Origin of the sequence: Pseudoflavonifractor gallinarum, from assembly GCF_014982855.1 — a bacterium.
GTDB lineage: Bacteria > Bacillota > Clostridia > Oscillospirales > Oscillospiraceae > Pseudoflavonifractor_A > Pseudoflavonifractor_A gallinarum.
The window spans coordinates 172,333-194,971 of record NZ_JADCKF010000004.1 but is presented as its reverse complement, the minus strand read 5'-3'; the positions used below and the strand labels follow the sequence as shown (position 1 = coordinate 194,971).

The 22,639-nt window shown below is 62.2% G+C and carries 22 protein-coding genes; 8 read left to right on the top strand and 14 right to left on the bottom strand.

The features are described from left to right. The first annotated feature begins 68 nt into the window (after positions 1-68). From mobA to INF37_RS06200, 5 genes are all read left to right on the top strand, one after another. Entirely contained in the window at positions 69-659 is a 591-nt protein-coding gene (gene mobA / locus INF37_RS06220) for a molybdenum cofactor guanylyltransferase (protein ID WP_193537130.1), read from the top strand. A 173-nt stretch (positions 660-832) separates the two neighbouring features. Beyond that, complete coding sequence (locus INF37_RS06215) at positions 833-1,696, top strand: transporter substrate-binding domain-containing protein (RefSeq protein WP_193537128.1); 864 nt, start codon at positions 833-835, stop codon at positions 1,694-1,696. Positions 1,697-1,774: 78 nt separating this feature from the next. Further along, positions 1,775-2,419: an amino acid ABC transporter permease gene (locus tag INF37_RS06210; RefSeq protein WP_186963310.1), complete on the top strand. Its 645-nt coding sequence runs from the start codon at positions 1,775-1,777 to the stop codon at positions 2,417-2,419. A 12-nt stretch (positions 2,420-2,431) separates the two neighbouring features. Then, positions 2,432-3,220, top strand: a complete 789-nt coding sequence (locus INF37_RS06205; protein WP_101691170.1) for an amino acid ABC transporter ATP-binding protein — start codon at positions 2,432-2,434, stop codon at positions 3,218-3,220. A 136-nt stretch (positions 3,221-3,356) separates the two neighbouring features. Then, positions 3,357-3,692, top strand: coding sequence for a hypothetical protein (locus INF37_RS06200; RefSeq protein WP_101691171.1), 336 nt, complete (start codon positions 3,357-3,359; stop codon positions 3,690-3,692). Between the two features lie 69 nt (positions 3,693-3,761). Here the strand turns inward: INF37_RS06200 and rpiB are convergent, their stop codons facing one another. The 10 genes from rpiB to INF37_RS06150 form a co-directional block, all read right to left on the bottom strand. Further along, positions 3,762-4,199 (bottom strand): ribose 5-phosphate isomerase B, encoded by a 438-nt coding sequence (rpiB, locus tag INF37_RS06195; RefSeq protein ID WP_193537126.1) that lies wholly within the window; start codon positions 4,197-4,199, stop codon positions 3,762-3,764. A gap of 48 nt (positions 4,200-4,247) precedes the next feature. Continuing rightward, positions 4,248-5,042, bottom strand: a complete 795-nt coding sequence (locus INF37_RS06190; RefSeq protein WP_193537124.1) for a histidinol-phosphatase HisJ family protein — start codon at positions 5,040-5,042, stop codon at positions 4,248-4,250. Between the two features lie 18 nt (positions 5,043-5,060). Continuing rightward, the gene (locus INF37_RS06185; protein WP_193537121.1) at positions 5,061-7,040 is read right to left on the bottom strand and encodes a phospholipid carrier-dependent glycosyltransferase; all 1,980 of its coding nucleotides are present in this window, start codon (positions 7,038-7,040) and stop codon (positions 5,061-5,063) included. Positions 7,041-7,122: 82 nt separating this feature from the next. Next, positions 7,123-8,295 (bottom strand): molecular chaperone DnaJ, encoded by a 1,173-nt coding sequence (dnaJ, locus tag INF37_RS06180; protein WP_193537118.1) that lies wholly within the window; start codon positions 8,293-8,295, stop codon positions 7,123-7,125. Between the two features lie 216 nt (positions 8,296-8,511). Then, positions 8,512-10,371 (bottom strand): molecular chaperone DnaK, encoded by a 1,860-nt coding sequence (gene dnaK, locus INF37_RS06175; protein ID WP_101691176.1) that lies wholly within the window; start codon positions 10,369-10,371, stop codon positions 8,512-8,514. Positions 10,372-10,517: 146 nt separating this feature from the next. Further along, positions 10,518-11,075, bottom strand: a complete 558-nt coding sequence (gene grpE / locus INF37_RS06170; protein ID WP_101691177.1) for a nucleotide exchange factor GrpE — start codon at positions 11,073-11,075, stop codon at positions 10,518-10,520. 15 nt (positions 11,076-11,090) lie between these two features. Beyond that, entirely contained in the window at positions 11,091-12,149 is a 1,059-nt protein-coding gene (gene hrcA / locus INF37_RS06165) for a heat-inducible transcriptional repressor HrcA (protein WP_193537116.1), read from the bottom strand. Between the two features lie 176 nt (positions 12,150-12,325). Continuing rightward, positions 12,326-13,096: an MBL fold metallo-hydrolase gene (locus INF37_RS06160; protein WP_193537114.1), complete on the bottom strand. Its 771-nt coding sequence runs from the start codon at positions 13,094-13,096 to the stop codon at positions 12,326-12,328. 33 nt (positions 13,097-13,129) lie between these two features. Next, positions 13,130-14,512: an MATE family efflux transporter gene (locus tag INF37_RS06155; protein WP_193537112.1), complete on the bottom strand. Its 1,383-nt coding sequence runs from the start codon at positions 14,510-14,512 to the stop codon at positions 13,130-13,132. Positions 14,513-14,596: 84 nt separating this feature from the next. Next, on the bottom strand, positions 14,597-15,730 hold the full coding sequence (locus INF37_RS06150) for a cysteine desulfurase family protein (RefSeq protein WP_193537109.1): 1,134 nt from the start codon (positions 15,728-15,730) through the stop codon (positions 14,597-14,599). 293 nt (positions 15,731-16,023) lie between these two features. Between INF37_RS06150 and INF37_RS06145 the strand changes: the two genes are divergently transcribed. Together INF37_RS06145 and rd are read left to right on the top strand one after the other, a co-directional pair. Beyond that, a complete protein-coding gene (locus tag INF37_RS06145; protein WP_193537107.1) occupies positions 16,024-17,208 on the top strand; it encodes an FprA family A-type flavoprotein in 1,185 nt (394 codons plus the stop codon). 25 nt (positions 17,209-17,233) lie between these two features. Further along, entirely contained in the window at positions 17,234-17,392 is a 159-nt protein-coding gene (gene rd / locus INF37_RS06140) for a rubredoxin (RefSeq protein ID WP_101691183.1), read from the top strand. An 85-nt stretch (positions 17,393-17,477) separates the two neighbouring features. Here the strand turns inward: rd and INF37_RS06135 are convergent, their stop codons facing one another. The 4 genes from INF37_RS06135 to INF37_RS06120 all read right to left on the bottom strand — a co-directional run bounded on the left by INF37_RS06135 (position 17,478) and on the right by INF37_RS06120 (position 21,480). Continuing rightward, positions 17,478-19,391 carry a S41 family peptidase gene (locus tag INF37_RS06135; RefSeq protein WP_193537105.1) on the bottom strand — a complete coding sequence of 638 codons (1,914 nt, stop codon included), beginning with the start codon at positions 19,389-19,391 and terminating at the stop codon, positions 17,478-17,480. Between the two features lie 101 nt (positions 19,392-19,492). Beyond that, on the bottom strand, positions 19,493-20,422 hold the full coding sequence (locus INF37_RS06130) for a stalk domain-containing protein (protein WP_193537103.1): 930 nt from the start codon (positions 20,420-20,422) through the stop codon (positions 19,493-19,495). A 106-nt stretch (positions 20,423-20,528) separates the two neighbouring features. Beyond that, entirely contained in the window at positions 20,529-20,849 is a 321-nt protein-coding gene (locus INF37_RS06125) for a YbjQ family protein (protein WP_101691186.1), read from the bottom strand. Next, positions 20,830-21,480 (bottom strand): MerR family transcriptional regulator, encoded by a 651-nt coding sequence (locus INF37_RS06120; protein WP_101691187.1) that lies wholly within the window; start codon positions 21,478-21,480, stop codon positions 20,830-20,832. Before INF37_RS06120 ends, INF37_RS06125 begins: the two co-directional genes overlap by 20 nt. A 198-nt stretch (positions 21,481-21,678) precedes the next feature. Between INF37_RS06120 and INF37_RS15930 the strand changes: the two genes are divergently transcribed. Beyond that, the gene (locus INF37_RS15930; protein WP_193537102.1) at positions 21,679-22,599 is read left to right on the top strand and encodes a CPBP family intramembrane glutamic endopeptidase; all 921 of its coding nucleotides are present in this window, start codon (positions 21,679-21,681) and stop codon (positions 22,597-22,599) included. Positions 22,600-22,639 lie beyond the last annotated feature (40 nt).

The following is a 22,639-nucleotide window of genomic DNA, read 5'->3' as shown; positions in this document are numbered from 1 at the left end:
AACTTGTCAGTGGGAAAGAGAGCTGATACAATGAAAACCGGTTTACACCGGACGGGAGGAAGGTCCATATGCATATTACAACGGTGATTTTGACCGGCGGAAAATCCCGCCGGATGGGACGGGACAAGGGGGAACTCCCGGTGGGGGAGAGTACCCTGCTGGAGCGGATGATCGACCGCTGGACGGGGGTATTCGACGCCGTGGCCGTCTCGGTGGGAGAGGGAGGGCGCACCCTTCCGGCGGAGGTGCCGGCCCTCTTGGACCGGCATCCGGGCGCGGGACCCATGGCCGGCCTGGAGGCCGCACTGGCGGAGCTGGAGACCGACGCGGTCTTTCTCACGGCGGTGGATATGCCCTTTGGAGACGCCGCCCTGGCCCGCTGGATGGCGGAGCGGATGGGACAGGCGGACGTGTGCACCATCCGCAGAGGGGACGGCCGGCCGGAGCCCCTCTTTGCCCTCTACCGCAAAAGCTGTCTGCCCGTCATTACCCGCAGTCTGGAGGAGGGGCGGCGCTCCTTCGTTCAGGGGCTCTTTCCCTTTGTAGCGGTGGAGCAGATCGGAGAAGAGGAGCTTGCGGCCTTTGATCTGGAGCGCAGTCTCTTCAACGCCAATTCCCCCGAGGAGTGGGAGCGGGCCCGTCCGCTGCTGGAGCCGTGAGCAGGTCCGTTCCGGCGGCGGGGAAACCGGGGATCGTCCTATATAGAGGGGGCGGCAAAAATTTTTTGCGTTACCCCCTTCACAAGAACACTTTATTGTGGTAATATACTAAAGCAATAGGACGACACCCCGGACACTGTCCGCGAAAGAACGACAATGGGAGGAATTTAGATATGAAACGGAAACTCTCTGCGCTGGCTCTGGCCGCTGCCCTGGGCCTGTCCCTGACCGCCTGCTCCGGCGGCACCGCCTCCAGCCCTGCTCCGGCCGGAAGCGGCACCCCCGAGGGCACCCCTGCCCAGAGCGCGGACAGCGATTGGGCCTATGTGGAGGGCAACGGCAAGCTGAAGATCGGCTACACCCTCTTTGAGCCCATGAACTACATGGGAGAGGACGGCGAGCTCACCGGATTTGAGACCGAGTTTGCCACCGCCGTGTGCGAGAAGCTGGGCGTGGAGCCGGAATTTGTAGAGATCAACTGGGACGCCAAGCTGCTGGAGCTGGAGTCCAAGAACATCGACTGTATCTGGAACGGCATGACCATCACGCCCGAGCTGCAGGAGGCCATCTCCATCTCGGATCCCTACATCAAGAACTACCAGGTGCTGGTGATCCGTGCGGCCGACGCGGAGAAGTACACCTCCACCGAGTCTCTGGCCGGCGCCAAGGTGGACGCGGAGGCGGGCTCCGCAGGCGAGAGCACGGTGCAGAATGATGAGTTCCTCAGCCAGGCCACCTACACCTCGGTGGTCAAGCAGACCGACGCGCTGCTGGAGGTCAAGAGCGGCGCGGCCGACGCGGCGGTCATGGACTTTGTTCTGGCCAACGCCCTGGCCGGTGTGGGTGATTACTCCGACCTGATGGTCATCCCCGATCTGGAGCTGTCGGTGGAGGAGTACGGCATCGGCTTCCGGAAGGGATCCGATGTCACCGAGAAGGTGAATCAGGCCATGCAGGAGCTGGTGGAAGACGGCACCCTGGGCACGCTGGCGGAGAAATATGAGCTGAGCGAGCTGCTGCTGGCCAATCAGAAATAATCACGTCATCAAGCGGAGGACAGAAGAGGCAGGGGGCAGCCCCTGCCCCTTGTCCGCTTCCGGCATAGGAGAGAGAATATGTCATTTGAAACGGTTACAATCACCATGATGAAGGGCTTTATGCTCAACATCCAGCTCTTTGTCATTACGCTGGTCTTGTCGCTGCCCCTGGGACTGGTGGTATCCTTCGGCACGATGAGCAAGTTCAAGCCGCTGAGCTGGCTGGTCCGGCTCTATGTGTACATCATGCGCTCCACCCCTCTGATGCTTCAGCTGGCGGTGGTGTACTATCTGCCGGGCATCCTCAGTCCGGGACATATTCTCCCGCGCATGACGGCGGCGTCGGTGGCCTTCGTGCTCAACTATGCCGCCTATTTCTCCGAGATCTTCCGGGGCGGTATCCAGGGCGTGCCCCGGGGACAGCAGGAGGCCGGACAGGTTTTGGGCATGACCCGGCGGCAGATCTTTTTCCAGGTGACGCTGCTCCAGGTGGTCAAGCGCATCGTCCCGCCCATGGGCAATGAGATCATCACCCTGGTCAAGGATACCTCCCTGTCCAACTTCATTATGGTGGGAGAGATCATCAAGCTGGCCAAGGACTTTGGCAACAAGGGCATGATCTGGCCCTTGTTCTATGCGGGATTTTTCTTCCTGGTATTCAACGGTGTGGTGACGCTGCTGCTCAGCCGGACCGAGAAAAAGCTGGACTATTTTCGGGTGTAAGGAGTAGAAGATATGGCGATTTTGCAGGTAGAAAACATCCAGAAGAAGTTCGGAAAGACCTCGGTCCTGAAGGGGATCAGCTTCTCCCTGGAGGAGGGACAGGCTCTGGCCATCATCGGCTCCTCCGGCTCCGGCAAGACCACACTGCTGCGGTGCCTCAATTTTCTGGAAACCCCCGACGTAGGGACCATCCGGGTACGGGACGAGGTGCTCTTCGATGCGGCCGATCCCAGTACCCAGCGGGAGGCGGAGGTGCGCAAAAAGCGCCTCCACTTCGGTCTGGTGTTCCAGTCCTTCAACCTCTTTCCCCAGTATACGGCCCTGAAGAACGTGATGCTGGCCAAGGAGCTGCTGGCCCAGGAGCGGAGCGACTACAAGGCCAACCGGAAGGAGATCCTGGCTGAGATCCGGAAGGAGGCCCTGGCCCTGCTGGATCAGATGGGGCTGGCCGACCGGGCCGAGCACTATCCCCATCAGCTCTCGGGCGGACAGCAGCAGCGGGTGGCCATCGCCCGGGCGCTGGCGCTGCATCCGGACATCCTCTGTTTTGACGAGCCTACCTCCGCGCTGGACCCGGAGCTCACCGGCGAGGTGCTCAAGGTGATCCGCTCCCTGGCCGACAAAAAGACCACTATGGTCATCGTCACCCATGAGATGGCTTTTGCCCGGGATGTGGCCGACCAGGTCATCTTTATGGACGGCGGCGTCATCGTGGAGCAGGGCCCGGCCCGACAGGTCATCGAACAGCCCACCCAGGAACGGACCCGGCAGTTCCTGGCCCGCTACGCACAAAAGGCATAAGAACAGCCCCCGGAAACAAAGGTTTCCGGGGGCGTTTTCTTGCGGCGTGCAGATTCCCGAAGCGTACCTGTTCAGGGTGGGCACGGTGTGCTATAATAACACCGAGAGATTTGCCAAGACGAGGAGAACGCAACACATGGAAGCATTTTTTCTGCCGGTTTTATCCCATTTTCAAAATGAGAATTTCTGGACGGCCAGTGCCGGCCGGATGCGCTATCAGGTGACGCCTGAGGAGGAGAATCTGGCCGCCGAGGTGTGGGAGGGCCCCTGGGGCTATGCCTTCAGCACGGTGGAGGAGAAGCGGTATTTCCCCATGACCGCCCAGGGGCTGGAAGAGCTGCGGGCCTGGGGCATCGCGTGGGCGGAACAGATCAACGCCCGGCCGCCCCGCACGCTGGAGGAGACCCTGGCGATGCGCGCGGCGGCGCTGGAGCGCAAACAGGCGGCCCAGGCGGCGGAAGAACAGGAATGAAAAAAGCAGACACGCACAAAACCGGTGCGTGTCTGCTTTTTTGTTGCCTCAGGGGAGAGATGATCCCGCTCAGCCCTCGATGTCGGAGATCAGATTGACCCGGCGCTCATGGCGGCCGCCCTCGAACTCGGTGGTCAGGAAGGTCTCCACGATGCGGTCGGCCATGTTGGCCCCGATCATACCGCCGCCCATGGCCAGCATGTTGGCGTTGTTGTGGCGGCGGGTCATCTCGGCGGAGAGGGGCTCGGAGCACAGGGCGCAGCGGATGCCCTTGACCTTGTTGGCGGCAATGGAGATGCCGATGCCGGTGGTGCACACCACGATGCCCCGCTCACAGGCGCCGGAGGCCACCGCCTCGGCGGCGGCCCGGCCGTAGACGGGGTAATCCACGCTCTCGGTGGAGTAGCAGCCGCAGTCCTGCACCTCGTAGCCGTGGGACTCCAGCCAGCCCTTCACATGCTCCTTCATGGCAAATCCGCCGTGGTCGCAGCCCAGAGAAACTTTCATGTTCATATCCTCCTCAAATCAATTCAGTCCATCTATCCAGATCCGCCCTTACAGCGGCTTAGGAACGGGATTGTGACGGTGGTAGGTGGTCACATAGCGGAATCCGGTGTCCTTCAGCAGGTCGTAGGCGGTAGGGATGCCAAGCCCCACCCGCTCGGGGAAGTGGGCGTCGGAGCCCACGGTGATGAGCTCACCACCCAGGGCGCGATAGCGCTCCAGAATGGGGCGCCAGGGCGCCACGGTCTTGCCGCAATAGGTGTTCAGCTCAATGCCGCGTCCGGTCTCTACCACCCGGCGCAGCACGGTGTCAATGCTGTCCCACCAGGGGTCCAGGGAGATTTCCTGGGGCATATAGCGCAGAGGATAGATGATGTGTCCCAGGATATCATAGGTCTCCGGCAGCTCCACCAGGCGGAGCATGGAGGCGAAATAGTCGTCCAGTACCCGGCGGCAGGTCTCCTCCGAGTCATAGGAGAAGTAGAAGAAGTCCTCTCCGCCCAGCTCGGGAGAGAGATTGTGGAGCGAGCCGATCACAAAGTCCAGCTCGGGCAGGGCGAGCATACGCCGGGCGTAGTCGGGATCAAAGGGGGCGCTGCCGTATTCGATGCCGAACCGGAGCTGGAGTTTCCCCTCAAAGGCGGGCGCCGTCGTCCGGAACTGCTCCAGGGCAGGGGACCAGTCATAATCGGGGGCGAAGCCGCCGTGCTCCAGAATGCGGTCATAGTGGTCGGTGACGCACAGCTCGGAGAGTCCGGCCTTCTCCGCGGCCCGGGCCATTTCAGCCAGAGGGACATGCCCGTCGGGGGAGAGTCTGGTGTGGGTGTGATAGTCGATGAGATACATACAGCACGCTCCAATTTGTCAGATTGGCCAGGAGGGAAGCCACTGGAGAAGGTTTGAGGTATACCACCGGGGGACCATCAGACCGATGAGCACCGGGTAGAAAGCGGCATACAGGGCCACGGCGGTCCCGGTCAGGGCATAGACACTTTTGCGCATCCAGGGCAGACCCATCTCGAAGAGGTCGTTGTATACATAGGCCAGGGCAAAGCAGAGGAAGAGGATGGAGGGGAAGTAGTGATACTCGAAGGTGGTCCGTCCAATGAAGAACCAGGGGGCCAGCTGGGAGAAGTAGGCCACCACGATGAAAAGGGCCTTCCCGCAGCGGCGCCGGATGCAGTGGACGATGAGGCTCACAACGGCCAGCAGTCCGTCCCAGCAGACCACCGGGTTGGAGAAGGAGGCAAAGGCCGACTTGCTCCCCGGTACGGAGGTGTAGTCCAGATAGTAGAGGATGGGCCGTCCGTCCACGATCCACTGATACCAGCGGGAGGAGTAGGGGTGGGTGTCGTGGACGCCCTGGTGGTAGGTGAGCATATACTCCTGATTTTTCCACATCTCATGGATGAGGTTGCCCAGGCTGGTATCCCCTTTGGCGGCGGCGTAGGGCCAATAGGAGAGGGTATAGATGCAGGCGGGGATCACCACGAAGCACAGCACAGAAAAGGCCAGTGTCTGGATCAGCCAGAGATTCCGGAATACCGGGGGAGTTTCCCCCGCCTCCACTTTGGGCCAGTCCCGCAGCTTGAACCACAGGCCCAGGAAATAGAGCAGAGCCAGTCCCACGCCGCCATAGATGACGGTCCACTTGCTGGCCGCGCCGATCCCCCAGAAGAGGCCGGAGAGGAACAGCCAGGGCGCGCCCTTCCGGAACGGGGTGCCCGCCGGGATGGTGAGATACCGGTACATGAAGTAGTACATGGCCAGGATGAAGAACACCCCGTAGGTGTCGATGGTGGCGATGCGGGTCTGGGTGAGATGCATGAAATCAAAGGCAAAGAGGGCCGTCCCGCAGAAGGCCACCGGCGTCTTCCCAAAGAGATTTTTGAGGAAGGCATAGAGCAGAGGAAGCATGAGCACACCGAAGAGCGTGCCCATAAAGCGCCAGCCAAAGGGAGTCATACCGAAGAGGCGGATACCGATGCCCAGGATGAGCTTGCCCAGCGGGGGATGGGAGATCTCATAGGGGTAGATCCCACGGATGTGCTCATAGGCGGTGCGGGCGTGGTAGATCTCGTCAAAGTAGGTGGAGTTATACCAGGAGGGGGATTCCGGGACGGTGTCTCCCTCGTCAAAGAGGGCGGAGGCCTCCCCCGGCTGGTCGGGGCACACCAGATTTCCCGAAGTGTCATAGAGAGCCAGCTCCCCCAGTTCGATGGGGCTCTTGGTGGATTTGGCGGTGATGCGCAGGAAGCGGACCTCCAGCGTGTTCTCGGGCGTGATTTCAAGCCACTTGAAGAGGTCGGCGTAGTGCTGGGGCATGGCATAGCTGGGCTCGTAGCCCTCCGCGTCGGCCCAGTAGTAGCCGGTGACGGTCCCCTCCTCGTTCTCCCGTGCCCAGAGGGTGGACCAGTGGGAGCCATCGGCGGAGATCTCCACATTGTAGTCTCCGGTGCCGAGCCCCGGATAATACATCAGCCGGGTGAGCTGGAAGGGCTGGGAGAATTCCACCTCCACCGTCTGTGTCTCGGTAAAATTGTGAAAAGACTGGGGATTGGTAAAGGAGCCCAGCTGAAAAAAGGCGGTGGCGGCATAGACCAGCGTCAGGAGCAGGATGAGCAGGCCGTCCCGCCGCTCCAGTGGGTGACAGCGTCCCGCAAAGGAAAAGCGGGGTTTGGCGGGGGAGGGGAGGACCTCTCCGGACTGACGGCGGATCCGGTCATGCAGGTTATGGGGAGAGAGGATCCAGCGCCAGTAAGAGCCAAACAGGAGAAAGAGGGCGGCGAGCAGAAGGATGGGAAAAATCAGCGTAGGCCGGATGGCCTGGAGCAGGATATCCATGAAAGACCTCCCGGAAGTTGGATTCAAGAAATAACATAAGGTCAGATAACAAAAAAGGGATGGACAATGTCCATCCCTTATTTTATTTCTTTTTCTTCATTTTGTCAAAGAATCCTTTGAGCCCCTCTTCCTCCTCCGCGTCGGGCAGCTCGCCCATGGCGCGGCCGAAGTGGCGCAGGGCCTCCTTCTGCTCGTGGGTGAGCCCGCGGGGGACATCCACCGAGACGGTGACGTACTGGTCGCCCCGGCCCCGTCCGTTGACGGAGGGGATGCCCTTGCCCTTGAGGCGGAACGTGGCGCCCGGCTGGGTGCCCTCGGGCAGGTTCCACTTGACCTTTCCGTCGATGGTGGGGATCTCCAGCTCCGCGCCCAGGGTGGCCTGGAGGAAGGAGACCTTCTGATCCAGGTAGACATTCATGCCGTCCCGCTTGAACTGGGGATGGGGACGCACGGTGATGCTGATGATCAGATCGCCGGCCGGACCGCCGTTCTTGCCCGCGCCGCCCTGTCCCCGCAGGGAGATGGCCTGACCGTTGTCGATGCCGGCGGGGATCTTGACGGTGATCTTCCGGTTCTTCCGAACCGAGCCGGCGCCGTTACAGGTCTTACAGGGGGTATGGATGAGCTTGCCGGTGCCGCCGCACTTGGGGCAGCTGGTGGTGGTGGCAAAGGAGAACGCGCCGCCGCCCCGCTGGATGCGGATGGTACCCGAACCGTGACAGTCGGGGCAGATCTCGGCCGTCGTGCCGGGGGCACAGCCGGTGCCCTTACACACGTCGCACTGCTCGCTGCGAGTCAGGTTGATCTCCTTTTCGCAGCCAAAGGCGGCCTCTTCAAAGGTGATGGTGACGGAAGCACGGAGGGTATCGCCCTTCATGGGGCCGTTGCGCCGGGCACCGCCGCCCCCGCCAAAGCCGCCGCCGAATCCGCCTCCGAAGAAGGAGCCGAAAATATCACCCAGGTCGATGTCGCCGAAATCGGCGCCGCCGAAACCGCCGAAACCGCCGCCGGGGTTATAGTTGGGGTCAACACCGGCGTGGCCGAACTGGTCGTAACGGGCACGTTTCTCCTTGTCGGAGAGGACCTCGTAGGCCTCGTTGACCTCCTTGAACTTGGCCTCGGCCTCCTTATCGCCGGGGTTGAGGTCGGGGTGGTACTGCTTGGCCAGCTTGCGGTAGGCCTTTTTCAGCTCATCGTCGCTGGCGCTCTTGCTGACCCCCAGGACCTCGTAAAAATCTCGTTTTTGTTCAGGCATATGATCACCTCTTAAATTGAGGGAGTATGGAACGGCGGGCGCAAAGCGCGCCCCTACGCTGCATTTCCCGTTGCAGGGACGTATCTGGTACGCCCGCCAAAACGCCCCGAGTGGGACGGATGAAATTCACCCGTCCCACCACAGAGCTGATGTTTCTTTGAATCGCCGGAGGCGGTTTGCTGTGCGCCTGCTTCGGCCCCGGTGCGCTTCTGTTTCTTACTTCTTATCGTCGTCCACGACGGTGTAGTCGGCGTCCACCACGTTGGGGTCGGTGCCGCAGCTGCCGCCGCAGTCGCCGCTGCCGCAGTTGCAGCCGTCGGCTCCGGGCTGGCCGCCCTGGGGATTGGCCTGCTGATACATCTTCTCAGCCACAGGATAGAACGCCTTGTTGGCCTCCTCGGTAGCGGCCTTGATGGCCTCCACGTCGCTGCCCTTCAGGGCCTCCTTCAGCTTGTTGATGGCAGCCTCCACACTGGCCTTGTCGGCAGCGTCGATCTTGTCCTTCATCTCGTCCAGAGCCTTCTCGGTCTGGTAGACCACCTGGTCGCCCTGGTTGCGGACGTCCACCTCTTCCTTGCGCTTGGCGTCCTCAGCGGCGAACTGCTCGGCCTCCTTGACGGCCTTGTCGATGTCCTCCTTGGACATGTTGGTGGAGGAGGTGATGGTGATGTGCTGCTCCTTGCCGGTGCCCAGGTCCTTAGCGGAGACATTGACGATGCCGTTGGCGTCGATGTCGAAAGTGACCTCGATCTGAGGCACGCCGCGGCGGGCGGGAGCGATGCCGTCCAGGTTGAAGCGGCCCAGAGTCTTGTTGTACTGCGCCATCTCGCGCTCGCCCTGGAGCACGTGGACCTCCACGGAGGTCTGGTTGTCGGCGGCGGTGGTGAAGACCTGGCTCTTCTTCACGGGGATAGTGGTGTTGCGCTCGATGAGCTTGGTCATCACGCCGCCCATGGTCTCAATGCCCAGGGACAGGGGGGTGACGTCCAGCAGCAGCAGGCCCTTGACGTCGCCGGTGAAGACGCCGCCCTGGAGCGCGGCGCCCATGGCCACGCACTCGTCGGGGTTGATGCCCTTGAAGCCCTCATTGCCGGTGATCTTCTTCACGGCCTCCTGCACGGCGGGGATACGGCTGGAGCCGCCCACCAGCAGGACCTTATGCAGATCGCTGGAGGAGAGACCGGCGTCGCTCATGGCCTGGCGCACGGGGCCCATGGTGGCCTCCACCAGGTGGGCGGTGAGCTGGTCGAACTTGGCGCGGGTCAGGGTCAGGTCCAGATGCTTAGGACCGGTGGCGTCCGCGGTGATATAGGGCAGGTTGATGCTGGTGGAGGTGACGCCGGAGAGCTCGATCTTGGCCTTCTCAGCGGCCTCCTTCAGGCGCTGCATGGCGACCTTGTCGCCGGTCAGGTCGATGCCGGTGTCCTTCTTGAACTCGGCGGCCATCCAGTCCATGACGCACTTATCGAAGTCGTCGCCGCCCAGGCGGTTGTTACCGGCAGTGGCCAGAACCTCGATGACGCCGTCGTCGATGTCCAGGATGGACACATCGAAGGTGCCGCCGCCCAGGTCGTAGACCATGACCTTCTGGGCCTGCTCCTTATCCACACCGTAGGCCACAGCGGCGGCGGTGGGCTCGTTGATGATGCGCTTGACATCCAGACCGGCGATCTTGCCGGCGTCCTTGGTGGCCTGGCGCTGAGCGTCGGTGAAGTAGGCGGGGACGGTGATGACGGCCTCGGTAACAGGCTGGCCCAGATAGGCCTCGGCGTCCGCCTTCAGCTTCTGAAGGATCATGGCGCTGATCTCCTGGGGAGTGTAGGCCTTGCCGTCGATGTTCACCTTATAATCGCTGCCCATCTCACGCTTGATGGAGATGACGGTGCGGTCGGGGTTGGTGATGGCCTGGCGCTTGGCCACCTGGCCTACCATGCGCTCGCCGTCCTTGGAGAAGGCCACCACAGAGGGGGTGGTGCGGTTACCTTCCGCGTTGGGGATGACGACGGCCTCGCCGCCCTCCATAACCGCTACGCAGCTGTTCGTCGTACCTAAGTCAATACCAATGATCTTGGACATAATGTGTTTCCTCCAATATATCGAAATTTATTTTAAACAAAGTGAAAATGGGATGTGAACCCTCCGCGCTTGTTGTCACGCTGCGGGTCCTGCGCGGACGGCACACTGCTCGCCGCTGTGCGCCTGCTCCGGGCCCTCCGCGCGTCTTAGTTTGCCACCTTTACCATGGCAAACCGGATGACCTTGTCACCGGACTGGAAGCCGGCCTGAAAGACCTCCACGACGGTATTTTCTCCGGCGTTTTCGTCCTCCACATGCATCACGGCGTTATGAAGGTTGGGGTCAAAGGTCTGGCCCAGCGCGGGGATCTCCTCGACGCCCAGCTTGGAGAGGACCTCCTTGAGACCATTCATGGTCATCTCCACGCCCTTTTTATAGGCCTCGTCGGCGGTCTCCTGCTTGAGGGCCCGCTCCAGGTTGTCGTACACCGGGAGAAAAGCCAGCACGGCGTCCGACTTGGCGCTCTGGTAGGCGTCGGTTTTTTCCTTCTGGGAGCGCCGGCGGTAGTTGTCATACTCGGCGGCCAGGCGGAGGTACTGATCCTCCTTCTGGGCCAGGGTATCCTTGAGCGCCTCCAGCTCCGAGAGCAGAGGATCGGGGGTGTCCGTCTCAGGGGCGGCGCCCTCCGTGACCTCTTCGGTCACGGTCTCCGGCTCCATCTGCTCGGCCTGTTCCACGGCCTGCTCGTTCTCTTTCTTACTCAAAGAGGTTCCCTCCTATTATGTTTCATCGTTGCGTCCGTCCCCGGTGGGAAGTTCTCCCTGGCCAAATAGCCGGGTGAGACCCTCCGCAAAATAGGACAGGCGGGCGGTGATCTTTGCGTAATCCATCCGTGTGGGGCCAACGACTCCGATGATGCCCCGCATGCCGTCCCCAATGTCGTAGCTGGCCATGACCACGCTGGTATCCTTCAGCGCGTCGGCCACATTTTCCGGACCAATGAGGATCTTCATGGGGCCATCCTTGGGAATGGGGAAGCGGGCGGCGTCCTGGTCCTCGGAGAGATAGCTCATCAGGGGCTGGGCCCGTTCCAGATTCTGATACTCCGGAAGCTCCAGCAGATGGGCCAGACCCGCGGTGTGGACCCGCCGGTGCTCCAGACCCTCCAGCACCTCCATGGCAAAGGAGACCACCAGACTGATCAGGCCATAGGCATCGCCGGCGGCATGCTGTGCCACCCGCATGAGTTCGGGCGTGATCTCCTCCAGCGTCAGATTGGTAAAGGTGGTGTTGAGCAGGGTGTTGAGCATCTGGAGCTGCGCCTCGGTCAGATCGGAGGGCAGCTGCACCAGCTTGTTGCGCACCAGATTGTTGTCGGTCATGACCACAATAATGAAGGCGTTTCGCTCCACTATCAACAGGTCAAAGCGCCGGATGGTCACCCGCTCAAACCCGGATGAGAGGGCAAAAGCGGGATAATTGGTGAGACGGGAGACCACCCGTCCGGCCTCGGAAATGACGCGATCCAGCTCCTGCATTTTGAGACGCAGGGCGCGGTTGATGCGCTCGGTCTCCTGCACGGAGAGCTGGTGCTCTTCCATCAGCTCATTGACGTAGAACCGGTACCCCTGGGGAGAGGGGATCCGTCCGGCCGAGGTGTGGGGCTTTTCCAGCAGGCCCATGGACTCCAGATCAGCCATCTCATTGCGGATGGTGGCCGAAGAGACCGAACGGTCCAGGGAGTCGGCAATGGCCTTGGAGCCCACCGGCTCGGCGGTGGAGATATAGCTTTCAATGATGGCACGGAGAATCCGCTTTTTTCGTTCGCTCAGATCCATGCGCATCACTTCCTTTGCGGCGGATTGGTTTAGCACTCTTTGTACCTGAGTGCTAAAGATAATGTACCACCCTCACCAGCAATTGTCAATAGGGGGGATGTAAATTAAATGTGAACGAAAATCCCGCCTTATGACTTGCATAAGGCGGGAGAGTCTGCTAAAAAAACTGGGCTCTTTTAAAAGGAGAGACAGGTCCCGGTATGGAGCGGTATGAGGCATCCGGGTTCCTGTTGGGCCATCAGGTCAAAGGCCGGATGGCCGGTGCAGTGACCGGTACAGATCTGCTCCACCTCCAGCTCCTCGGCCAGCCGGCGGGAGAGGAGGCGCACCTGCTCAGGCTCTACGCCCAGGGAGCCCATCCCGGTCTTGCCCACCAGGTGGAATCCCCCCACGATGGCGTGGACCTTCTGGGTGGGAAAGAGGGCGCGCACCTCGCGGACGATGTGGGCGGCTCCGGCGTGGCAGCAGGAGTTCATCACCACCAGCCCGTGGGCGGTCTCGGCCACCAGGGACTGCTCGTGGGAGACCGCGTCGGGGATCAGGTGGAGCCCGGGGGCCAGAAGCCGGGGGCCGTCGGCCAGATCAAAGCGCCCGGCCCATTTGGTAAAGAGGTCCGGGTCCACACCGGCCGGGCGGCAGGAAGGATCGGCGGTGTCCTCCTGATAGGCCTGGACCGCGGCGGGGCGGGCCAGTACCGGGGCCTGTTGGTTGCGCCGGAAGAAGGCGGAGAACCCGCCGGCGTGATCGTCGTGGCCGTGGGAGAGGGCAGCCCGCTCCACCCGGCTCAGGTCGATGCCCAGCCGGTCCGCGTTGCGCACAAACAGGCCGGAGGTGCCGCTGTCCAGAAGATAGGAGTGGCCCTCGTAGTCCAGGTGCAGGGAGAGGCCGTGCTCGGCGATCAGGTGGTCGGGCGCGGAATTTTCAATGAGAACAGTGAGCCGCAGCATACAGATGCTCCTTTCCGGGGAAGAGGGCGGCGCTCAGGCGCCGGCGCGGGTGATGTCGTTGATCCAGGCGTGGGACCGGAAGCGGAGAATGCCCAGCGTGGACTTGACCAGCTGCTCCACCGTCACGGCCACATAGACCCAGACAATGTTCCAGCGGAGCACCAGGGCGAAGAAGGCGGCCAGAGGAATGGCCACCAGCCACATGGCAGACACATCGATGATGGCGGCCACCCGGATGTCTCCGCCGCCCCGGAGGACGCCCACGGTGTTGGTGGTATCAAAAGAGCGCAGGGGCATCAGACAGCCGATGAAGGTGAGGATGATGGTGGCGATCTCCGATGAGACCGGGGTGAGGTGGAAGAGGGGATAGACCACCACCGGCAGCCAGGTGTGGGCCGAGATCACCAGGAGGGTGCCGATCACGGCGCCGCAGAGGAAGGAGATGGTGTCCAGTGCGGCGGCCAGCTCATAGACCGTGGAGCGGCGGCCCGCGCCGATCTCCCGGCCGATGATGATGGCGGTGGTGTTGGCAATGGCCAGCACGGCCACGATGCAGATATCCTCGATGTTGCCCGAGATGGCCCGGGCGGCCAGGATCTGGGTGCTCCCCTCCATATGTCCCATGATGACCTTATACATGGAGGTGCCCAGACCCCACAGCATCTCATTGACCACCACGGGGGTGGCATAGCGGAAAAACTTCTGCACCAGCGCCCGGTCCGGGCGGAAGAGCACGGCGGGCTTGAGGCGGAAGCGGCGGTTGCACTTGGCATAGACCACCATGATGATAAATTCCACAATGCGGGAGGTGAGGGTGGCGATGGCGGCGCCCTCCACCTCCAGCCGGGGCGCGCCCAGATTGCCGAAGATGAGCACCCAGTTCAGGAAGGTGTTGGTGCACATGGAGGCGGCGTAGATGCACAGGCCCAGCTTGGGATTCTCCATGCTGCGGTGGGCGCCGGTATAGACGCCGGTGATGCTGTTGAACAGATAGGAGAAGCCCACGATGCGGGCATAGACCACGGCCAGGGGAATGAGCTCCTGGTTGTCGGTGAGCAGGCCGATGATCTGATAGGGGAAGAAAAAGAGGGAGGCGGCGAAGAGCGCGGAGATGGCGCCGGCCAGATAGAAGCCCACGCCCATGACCCGGTTGATGGCGTCGGTATCGCCCTTGCCCCAGTACTGGCTGATGAGCACGGAGGAGCCGCTCTGCAGCCCGAAGATGATCAGCTGAATGATGAAGACCAGGATATTGGCCTGGGCTACGGCGGCCAGGGGAGCTTCGCCGAGGCTGCCCACCATAAAGGTGTCGATCATGCCCAGGGATGTGGTGATGAGATTCTGGAACAGGATGGGCAGGGCCAGAAAGAGCAGATTCTGGTAGAAAGCCCGCCCCCGATTCAGATAAGAGAACATATGATGTGACCAAGCCGGCGATACCTCGCTCCGCCGGCGCCTTTCTGGTGAAGTGTAAAATATGGAAGAGAAACAGACACGCGATCAGGCGCCCACACGGCTGGACCGGATGGCAGAGAGGGCGTCGGCCAGGGCGTCCACCTCGTCCCGGGTGCTGGTGGGACCGAAGGAGATGCGCAGCACCCCCATGGCGGTGCGCTTGGGCAGGCCCAGGGCGGCAAAGACATGGCTGGGCTTTCCCTTGTGACAGGCGGACCCGGAGGAGACACAGATCCCCTGGTCGCTCAGCGCCCGCACCAGCATCTCACTGGGATAGCCGGGCAGAGAGACGGAACAGATATGGGGGGCGTCCCCGGGTGTGACGATCTCCAGCCCCTCCACACGGGCCGGGAGCTGCTCCAGCGCATAGGCCTTGAGGGACTCCATATGGGCACGGTATTCCGCCCCGTGGTCCATCCAGAGCCGGCAGGCGGCCGAAAGGGCCGCAATCTGGGCGGTGGGCTCGGTGCCGGGGCGCAGTCCGCGCTCTTGTCCGCCGCCCCGCAGCAGGGGAGAGAGCTTGAGCCCGCTCCGGATATATTGGACGCCGATGCCCTTGGGAGCGCGGATCTTGTGGCCGCTCACGGTGAGCAGGTCCACACCCAGCTCCTTCACGGTAAAGGGAACTTTCAGAAAACCCTGCACCGCGTCGGTGTGGAAGAGGATCTCCGGCGCATACGCCTTGACGATGCGGGCACATTCCGCCACCGGCTGAAGGGTGCCCAGCTCGTTGTTGACCAGCATCATGGAGACCAGCACCGTGTCCTCCCGCAGGGCGGCGCGCAGGTCCTCCGGCGAGATCCGGCCCTGCCGGTTGGGCTTGAGACGGGTCACCGACCAGCCCTTGCCCTCCAGGGCCTTGATGGGCTCCAGCACAGCGGAGTGCTCAATGACAGTGGTAATGATATGACGGCCCCGCCGCCGCCCATGCTCCACCGCGGCCTGGATGGCCCAGTTGTCCCCCTCGGTGCCGCAGGAGGTGAAAAAGACCTCCTCCGGCGTGCAGCCCAGGGCCTCAGCCACAACGGCCCGGCGTTCCTCCAGCCGCTGGGCGGCCTGCTGGCCGAAGGCGTGGCGTGCGGAAGGATTGCCGAATGCGGCGGTCATCTCCTCCAGAGCGGCCTGCGTGGCCTCCGCGCAGACGGGAGTGGTAGCGGCGTGGTCCAGATAGACGAACATAGAACCTTATTTCCCCCTTGTTGGATCGCAAAAAATCACATGACACAGAATGAAAATATTGTATCGCCCGCTGTGCGGAAAGTCAAGGAAGGAGCATTTTGCAGATTCCTTAAGAGAAAAGAGAAGTGGTTAGCAGATGAAAACCGGGGTCGGAGAGGCTCTTTTGTATATTGTGACAGGGAAAGGAATGGAGAAGAATCAATAGTCTGGCAGGCCCAAGCAAGGGATTAGACTTGACAGTATATAAAAAGGGTCCTATACTGAAGTCGATAACCTAGAAAGAAGGTATGAAAATGAGCGCCATTGCGTTGAAAGAGGGCGTCTGGTCGGTGGGTGTGCTGAATCCATCGCTGCGTGTCTTTGATATTGTGATGGAGTCCAAGTACGGGACTTCTTACAATGCCTATCTCCTGACCGGAGAGAAAAATGTCCTCATTGAAACGGTACATACCGACTATTTTGAGGAATATGTGGAGAACATTGAACAGGTGATCCCGCTGGAGCGGGTGGACTACCTCATTATGAATCACAACGAGCCGGATCACTCTGGCAGCGTGTCCAAGCTGCTGGAGCGCTGCCCCGACCTGAAGATCTTCTGCACCGCGGCCGGAAAGAAGCATCTGGAGGACATTACCAACCGCACCTTCCCGGTGCAGGTGGTCAAGGCGGGGGACACCCTGGATCTGGGCGGAAAGACGCTGGAATTCATTCCGGCCCCCATGCTCCACTGGGCCGATTCCATGTTTACCTGGGACCCGGCGGACAAGGTGGTATTTACCTGTGATTTTCTGGGCGCCCATTTCTGTGAGCCCACCATGCTGGACAGCAAGATCCACGACAAGGCGGCCTATGCCGGGGAGCGTCACTTCTATTATCAGTGCATCTTCGGGCCCTTTGCCTCCTATGTCCAGGCTGGTCTCAGCAAGCTGCCCGCCGAGGCGGAGATGGCCTGCACCAGCCACGGCCCCGTGCTGACCGAGACGCTGGAGGAGTGCAAGGCGCTCTACCGCCAGTGGAGCACGCCGGTCCCCAAGGAGGGGAAGACGGCTGCCATCATCTACGCTTCCGCCTATGGATGCACCCGGGCGCTGGCCCAGGCCGCTGCCGAGGCGCTGGAGGAGATGGGCATCCGCACCGTACAGCACGATGTCACCATGGAGAGTCTGGACGCCTGCGCCGCCATCGCCAATGAGGCCGATGTGGTCCTGGTGGGTTCTGCCACCATCAATCGGGACGTGCCCAAGGCGGTATGGGATGTGCTGGGCTCCATCGACGCCATCAACACCAAGGGCCGCGCGGCCGGCGCTTTTGGCGCCTACGGCTGGAGCGGCGAGGCACCCGGTATGCTTCAGACCCGCCTGGGACAGCTCAAGTTTGCCACCCCGGCGGAGGCCTTCCGTGTGCTCTTCACGCCGACACAGTCCGATCTGGACGCGATGAAGGACTATGCCCGCTCCGTGGCGGCCCTGTTGAAATAAACCATAAAAAAGGAGATTAGAAACCATGGATAAGTATGTCTGCGGCCCCTGCGGCTATGAGTATGACCCCGCGGTGGGCGATCCCGACAACGGTATCGCTCCCGGCACCCCCTTTGAGGCTCTGCCCGAGGACTGGGTCTGCCCGGTCTGCGGTCTGGGCAAGGACGTCTTTGAGAAGGCGTAATTCCAACCTGAAACACTGCAAAGCCCCGGAACCATCTGGTTCCGGGGCTTTCTGCATAGAAATCGGTTCTGCGTGCCCGAGGGGATCACACCGGGAGCACGCCGGTATAGATGAGTACCTGGCAGAGCAGGGAGGCCGTCTCCTCCCGGGTGGCGGCGTCCTGAGGAGCGATCTGTTCGGGGCTGTCCCACAAGAGAGAGAGGGGCTGTCCAAAGAGATTCTGATGTCCGTTGGTCAGGAGCCACACGCTCTCCCGGGCCCAGGGGGCGTAGGCGCGGAGGGCGGCGCTGTCCATGGTGTCCTCCGGTATGCCCTTGGAGGCCTCGTAGAAATTGAGGCTGAGATCCTCGGCCAGGCGGGCGAGAATGGAGAAGAGCTGCTCATGGGTCACCGGGTCATCGGGGTGGAACTTCCCCTTTCCGTCGCCGGAGAGAAGGCCCAGCTGCTCCAGGGCATAGACCGAGGGACCATACCAGCTGTCCATGGACACGTCGGAAAAGACGGCGGGGCTGGAGGGCATATTGCAGTTGAGGGCCGCGGCCAGCATGGCGGCAAGCTCTGCCCGGGTCAGAGAGTCCTCCGGATGGAAGGTCCCGTCCCCGGTGCCGGAGAGGATCTGATAAGAGGCCAGCAGGTCGATGGACTCGGCATAGGGGCTGGCCGACGTGTCGGAGAAGGAGCGGTCCAGGTAGGTCAGGCCATAGGTCTGAGCGGCCTCTTCCGGGGAGACACAGGTCCAGCCGTTGGAGCCGCCGGTCCCCTGCCACAGGTCCACCGTGGGGGGGATGGCCGAGAGCAGCTGCGCAAAGGCGTCCCGGTAGGCCGGACTGGAGGCCTGCTCCCCGTCGATGTACCAGCGCCAGCCCAGATCCAGCCGGTAATATCCGGCGGTGTCGCCGTCGGGCGGGGCGGCGGAGAGGAGGATGGCCACCTCGTCGGCCAGGTCGGGGTCTACCAGCAGGTGGGGGATGATCCCGACGGTGTCGGTGGTGGCTCCGGCAGGGGAGAAGTAGCGGTTGGTGGTGATCTTCATGGCGTCCCCGTCCGGGAAGTAGTCGGGATAGACGCTCTGGTCAAAGAGGGTCTGTGCCACACCCTTTCCAAAGGTGCGGCCACCCACCACGATCCCGGCATTCAGGTCCCGGATGCAGGCCGAGAAGAGCTCAGAGGAACTGGCGGTATATCCGTCGGAGAGGACGATGACCGCTTTGTCGGTGAGGGGGGACAGGGAGGAAGAGAATGCGCCGTAGGAGCCGGAGCCATCCCGCAGATAGCCCGTATTCTGCGCGTCGGTAAAGGCGCTGACCGCCTGGGAGGCCGCCGAGGTCAATCCGCCTCCGTTGCCCCGCAGGTCCATGACCCAGACCCTGGCCTCATCCTGGTAGGCGGAGATCCCCTCCTGGATGTGGGGATAGGTGTCCGTGCCGAAGGTGGTGCACTCCAGATAGCCCACACGTCCCTCCACCAGGCGGGAGGTGGTGGTGGGGACCGTGATGGCGGCCCGCGTCAGGGTGACCGTGTGCTTCTCCTCTCCGCGCTGGTAGGTAACCGTGACCTGAGTGCCGGCCTCTCCCTGGATCCAGGAGGACACCTGTGCGGCATCCACGCCCAGGGTGGAGCGGCCGTCCACCGCCACGATCCGGTCACCCTCCCGCAGCCCGGCAGCCTGGGCGGGAGAGCCCTCCAGCACGGAGGTGATGGTCATTCCGTCGGTGCCGGCGATGGAGACCACGCCGATCCCCACCAGACTGGCATCCTCCATGGAGGAGAGAAAGGCCTGGTATTCTTCTGCCGTAAAATACTGGGTATAGGGGTCCCCCAGCTGTTCCAGCATGGCGGAGATGGAGGTCTGGTCCAATACCTCCTGGGGAACGGGGTCAATATAGGCGTCTGTGAGCAGGGTGCGGGCCTGCTCCAGGGTGAGAGCTTGTGCGGGGAGCGCCAGCAGGGAAGCGAGAAACATACCCGACAGGATACGGGCGCAGCGGCGTCGATTCATCAAAAAGGGCCTCCTTGATTATGTTAACGCTATTTTACAACAAAATGGGAATGAGGACAATGCCTCATTCCCATTTTTTACAGCTTACCTATATTTGGAACTCAGGGGACAAAGTACAGGTTGTGCACGCCCAGAATCTGCTCCACCGGGGCAAAGGAGACGCCGGAGGCGGCATAGGCCTCCTCGCCGTCCAGGGCGAGGGTGTAGAGGGTCTGTCCGTCCTGGCTGACGGTCACCTGGTCCGGGGACTGGGCGTCCCAGGAGACGGTGCAGCCCAGCTCTTCAGCCACTGCGCGGACGGGGAGCATGAGCTTGCCCTCCTGGAGCTGAGGCAGTTCCTGCTCGGAGAGCTCCAGCTCCGCTCCGTTGAGGGAGACCGACTGGAGATCGGCGTGGATCCAGCCGGCATTGCCGCCGTCTAGAAGAATCAGGGTCTCGGGGGTGGTCTGGGCGGGGTAGGACTCGGCTACCATGTCGTACCAGCCCACCACATAGTCGCCGGGGATCAGCTCGTCCAGAGAGAGGCCGGAGACCTTGGTCTCGTCCGAGAGGTGGTAGACCAGATCCTCCGTACCGATGGAGACCGAATCGCCGTCCCGGGTGACCGAGGTCACGCGGCGGGCCATGGGCACTCCGTAGTCGGCGGGGATGGAGGCCAGGATCAGGGTGGCGCCCGCCTGGGCGGGCTCACTCAGCGTCATGACCGGGGCGGAGTAGATGTAGAGAGACTCCTCGTCCCGGAGCTGATCGGCGGTCATGGGCTCGCCGGTGACCGCATTGAGGATGACCGTCTGGTCGGAGATGTGATAGAGAATGTCCTGCTCGGTCTCGCCGCCGGCGTGGAGGAGCACAGAGTCTCCGGAGAGCTCAGAGGCGGTCCCCCAGCGGTAGATCCAGCCCAGCTGCTCGGGCAGCTGATAGGAGGCGGTCCCGGTAGGGGCCTGGGAAGAAACGCCGCTTTCCGGCTCGGCGGCCAGGGCGGGGGTGAGCAGCAGCGCGCAGCTCAGCGCGGCACAGACGAGAGTTTTCATAGAAATGGCTCCTTTCCTTACTTGGGATGATGTGCTTTAGACGGAAGGAGCGCCGGAAAGGTTCCGCCCAGACGGAGATTTTTTGGGAAAAAGATACGGACCGCCCTCACTCCTCGCCCACGATGCGCACGGCGGTGCCGTAGGAGGTGAGCTCCGCGGCACTCTGCATGAGGGAGGAGCTGGCATAGCGGATGTTGATGACGGCGTCGGCCTCCATCCGCTCGGCCTCGTCCACCATGCGCTTGGTGGCGATCTGGCGGGCCTCATTGAGCAGCTGGGTGTAGCTCTCGATCTCGCCGCCTACCAGGGTCTTCATCCCGGCCATAAAGTCCTTGCCGAAGTTTTTGGACTGGACGACCGAGCCCTTGACCAGGCCCAGGGCCTGAATCTTTTTGCCGGGGATGTAATCAATATTGAGAAGCAGCATCTTCTTCTCCTCCTTTGATTTGTTGGATGCGCTGGAACAGTGCCAGCAGTACGCCAATGATAAATACCATGGGGATGGCGGCCAGGATCACGATGAGCCACAGGGGAGGGGCCTCCTCCGGGCTGATGGTAAAGCCCCAGACGATCAGCGCCATGACCCCGGCCATCAGCAGGATAAAGACCAGAGCGGCGGCCACCGGACCCACGTAGCGGATGCGGGTGTCGTTTTTCCGGATGTTCATAAAACGGGTCCCCTCCTGTTCCATCTGCTCCATTTCGGCAAGCCAGGCCTCGGCGTCCAGGGTGGCAAGCTGGGCCTGGGCGTCGGCCAGACGCTGGCAGAGCGCACCCATGGTGGCGAGGTTGTGCTCCTCCCGCCGCAGCTGGATCACATGGCGGCGGAGCACGTCGTCCAGCGTCAGAGAGCCGTGCTGGAGCCGGCGGATCTCCTCCAGAGGAACATCCAGCTTGCGCAGGAGCTTGATCTTGCGCAGGACCTCCACCTCCTCCTCGCCGTAATCCCGGTAGCCGTTGTCGCTGTTGCGCTGGGGGGTGAGCAGTCCCTCCTTTTCATAGAAGCGGATGTTGCGCTTGGTGATGCCCACCCGCTCCTCCACTTCATTGATCTTCATGTCCGATCCCTCCTCTGATGAGCGTATGATACACCATACACCGGGTAGAAGGTCAAGTGTTTTTTCCTGGAAAGAAGCGCCCGGAGAACGGAAGCTTGTCTCCGGGCGGAAAGCCTGCTATAATGAGGCAAATCTCAGGATGGGGCGGACCGTGCGCCGATCTGCGCAGGCCAGGATACCCGTCGGAGGAGGGTTTTTGTGCATAAGCCAACCTTACATCGGGTGTATTCGCCTTCCCAGGGGGAGGATCGAGCCCTCTCCCGGATCGGCTGGGCGCTGCTGGCCTATCTGCTCACCGGCATCCTGGTCCAGGCCGGCGTGCTGCTGGCGGCCAGAGTGTGGCTGCCCTGGCTGGCCCGGGACCCGCTCTTTCAGTGGCTGCTGTCGGTATGCAGCTCCTATGGTGTGTCCTTCCCGGTGTTTGTCTGTGTGCTGGGACGGGGCGGGGATGACCCGGAGCGGCAGGGGGAGGTCCTCTCACCCGGAAGGCTGGGGGAGACCTACTGCATCGCGCTGGCGGTGCTCTATGGCGGGAGCGCGGTGGGGGCGATCCTCCGGGGACTGCTGGGCACCGTGACTGGATGGTGGGGGACGGACCCGGTGGAGAGCATCCTCTCCTATCCGCTTCCCCTGAGCCTGCTGCTGACCGGCGCTCTGGCGCCCATCTTTGAGGAGCTGATGTTCCGGGGGCTGATCCTGGAGCGGCTGCGCCGGTACGGAGACGGCTTTGCAGTGGCCGCGTCGGCGCTGCTCTTCGGCATGGTGCATGGGAATCTCTTTCAAATGCCCTATGCCTGTGCGGTGGGGGTCGTACTGGGTTGGGTGGCCGTGCACACCGGGCGCCTGTGGCAGTGTATCCTCCTCCACGCGGGGATCAATCTGCTCTCCAGCGGCGTATTTCCCCTGGCAGAGCGGCTGGGCATCGAGGCTCCGGTCTATGCGGGGATCTGGCTTTTGGTGGGCATCGGGGTATGGCGGCTGATTGCCCGGCGGGGCGAACTGGGGCAGCTGGTCCGGACCATGGGGAGCCCGGGGTGGGGAAGACTGCTGCGCAGTCCCGGCATGCTGGCCTTCAGCGTCTGGACCGTCCTGTCCTGCCTCTTCTATCTGATCGCATAGAGAAAGGTCTGGCCGCAATGCGGCCAGACCTTTGATTTTA

Coding starts and splice junctions, on each gene's coding strand:
- INF37_RS06150 (WP_193537109.1), bottom strand. CDS start 15,730: ATGTTCGTCTATCTGGACCACGCCGCTACCACTCCCGTCTGCGCGGAG.
- INF37_RS06130 (WP_193537103.1), bottom strand. CDS start 20,422: ATGAAAACTCTCGTCTGTGCCGCGCTGAGCTGCGCGCTGCTGCTCACC.
- rpiB (WP_193537126.1), bottom strand. CDS start 4,199: ATGAAAGTTTCTCTGGGCTGCGACCACGGCGGATTTGCCATGAAGGAG.
- INF37_RS06210 (WP_186963310.1), top strand. CDS start 1,775: ATGTCATTTGAAACGGTTACAATCACCATGATGAAGGGCTTTATGCTC.
- INF37_RS06125 (WP_101691186.1), bottom strand. CDS start 20,849: ATGCTGCTTCTCAATATTGATTACATCCCCGGCAAAAAGATTCAGGCC.
- INF37_RS06155 (WP_193537112.1), bottom strand. CDS start 14,512: ATGTTCTCTTATCTGAATCGGGGGCGGGCTTTCTACCAGAATCTGCTC.
- INF37_RS06135 (WP_193537105.1), bottom strand. CDS start 19,391: ATGAATCGACGCCGCTGCGCCCGTATCCTGTCGGGTATGTTTCTCGCT.
- INF37_RS06205 (WP_101691170.1), top strand. CDS start 2,432: ATGGCGATTTTGCAGGTAGAAAACATCCAGAAGAAGTTCGGAAAGACC.
- rd (WP_101691183.1), top strand. CDS start 17,234: ATGGATAAGTATGTCTGCGGCCCCTGCGGCTATGAGTATGACCCCGCG.
- INF37_RS06145 (WP_193537107.1), top strand. CDS start 16,024: ATGAGCGCCATTGCGTTGAAAGAGGGCGTCTGGTCGGTGGGTGTGCTG.
- dnaK (WP_101691176.1), bottom strand. CDS start 10,371: ATGTCCAAGATCATTGGTATTGACTTAGGTACGACGAACAGCTGCGTA.
- INF37_RS06160 (WP_193537114.1), bottom strand. CDS start 13,096: ATGCTGCGGCTCACTGTTCTCATTGAAAATTCCGCGCCCGACCACCTG.
- dnaJ (WP_193537118.1), bottom strand. CDS start 8,295: ATGCCTGAACAAAAACGAGATTTTTACGAGGTCCTGGGGGTCAGCAAG.
- INF37_RS06215 (WP_193537128.1), top strand. CDS start 833: ATGAAACGGAAACTCTCTGCGCTGGCTCTGGCCGCTGCCCTGGGCCTG.
- INF37_RS06190 (WP_193537124.1), bottom strand. CDS start 5,042: ATGTATCTCATCGACTATCACACCCACACCAGACTCTCCCCCGACGGG.
- INF37_RS06185 (WP_193537121.1), bottom strand. CDS start 7,040: ATGGATATCCTGCTCCAGGCCATCCGGCCTACGCTGATTTTTCCCATC.
- hrcA (WP_193537116.1), bottom strand. CDS start 12,149: ATGGATCTGAGCGAACGAAAAAAGCGGATTCTCCGTGCCATCATTGAA.
- INF37_RS06200 (WP_101691171.1), top strand. CDS start 3,357: ATGGAAGCATTTTTTCTGCCGGTTTTATCCCATTTTCAAAATGAGAAT.
- INF37_RS06120 (WP_101691187.1), bottom strand. CDS start 21,480: ATGAAGATCAATGAAGTGGAGGAGCGGGTGGGCATCACCAAGCGCAAC.
- mobA (WP_193537130.1), top strand. CDS start 69: ATGCATATTACAACGGTGATTTTGACCGGCGGAAAATCCCGCCGGATG.